The sequence below is a fragment of the Propioniciclava sp. genome, from assembly GCF_029977985.1.
Lineage (GTDB): Bacteria > Actinomycetota > Actinomycetes > Propionibacteriales > Propionibacteriaceae > Propioniciclava.
The window spans coordinates 1-1354 of record NZ_JARKOT010000278.1 but is presented as its reverse complement, the minus strand read 5'-3'; the positions used below and the strand labels follow the sequence as shown (position 1 = coordinate 1354).

At 74.4% G+C, this 1354-nt stretch carries 1 protein-coding gene; it reads left to right on the top strand.

Annotation, left to right across the window (positions count from 1 at the left end; genetic code table 11):
* On the top strand, positions 1–1354 hold a 1354-nt coding region (locus tag Q1K57_RS14960; RefSeq protein WP_300084078.1), incomplete at both ends, for a helicase-related protein.

Here is a 1354-nt window from a genome sequence, read left to right as displayed (position 1 = left end):
CTGGTGGGCATCGGGCACGCGGCGGTCCGGCTGGGCGAACCACGGCCCGACGTGTCGGTCGCGGTGCGCTCGGGCGACACCTCACCCGAGGAGCGCCGCCGGTTCGCGAAGGCGCCCACCGACATCCTCATCACCACGCCCGAGTCTCTCTACCTGCTGCTCACGTCGCAGGCGCGGGAGGCGCTCCGCGGGGTGACGACGGTCATCCTCGACGAAGTGCACGCCGTCGCGGGCACCAAGCGCGGCGCCCACCTCGCCCTCAGTCTCGAGCGGCTCGACGTGTTGCTCGAGCGGCCCGCCCAGCGCATCGGGCTGTCAGCGACGGTGCGGCCCCTCGACGAAGTGGGGCGGTTCCTGGCCGGAGGGCGACCCGTGACGACCGTCGCGCCGCCCGCCGACAAGGCGTGGGACCTGTCGGTCGTCGTCCCTGTGCCCGACCTTTCCAGCCTGGACGCCGCCCCGGCGGCCGCTGCCTCCCCCGGAGAGGGGCACGGCGACCCCGCGCCGCGCACGGTCCCCTCGATCTGGCCGCACGTCGAGGAACGCGTGGTCGACCTCATCGAGCAGCACCGCTCCACGCTCGTCTTCGCCAACTCCCGCCGCCTCGCCGAGCGGCTCACCACCCGCCTCAACGAGATCGCCGACGAGCGCATCTCGGGGGCCACGCAGGCCGAGCGAGCGGCGTCCGTCGCCACGGACGAGCAGCGCCTGCGGTGGCTGGGCAATCCGCTGGAGAGCGGCCCCAGTCAGAACGGAGCGGCCCGCCCACCCGCCGAGGTGATGGCCCAGTCCGGGGCGGCCGCGAACGCGCCGGCGGTTCTGGCGCGGGCCCACCACGGGTCGGTGTCGCGCGAGCAGCGGTCCGAGACGGAGGAGGCCCTGAAGGCGGGCCGGCTACCCGCGGTGGTGGCCACGAGCTCGCTCGAGCTGGGCATCGACATGGGCGCCGTCGACCTCGTGGTGCAGGTGGAGGCGCCGCCCTCGGTGGCGTCCGGGCTGCAGCGCGTCGGCCGGGCGGGCCACCAGGTGGGTGCGGTCTCGCGGGGTGTGTTCTTCCCCAAGTACCGGGGCGACCTCGTGGCGAGCACGGTCATCGTCGAACGCATGCGTGCGGGGGCGATCGAAGCGCTCGCGATCCCGGCCAACCCGCTCGACGTGCTCGCCCAGCAGATCGTCGCCATCGTCGCGCTCGACGCGATCAGCGTCGACGAGCTGCTCAGCCTCGTGCGTCGCGCCGCGCCCTTCGCGACGCTCACCCGCGGCGTCCTCGAGGCGGTCCTCGACATGCTGGCGGGCCGTTACCCGGCCGAGGAGTTCGCCGAGCTGCGTCCCCGCCTCACCTGGGACCGGACCA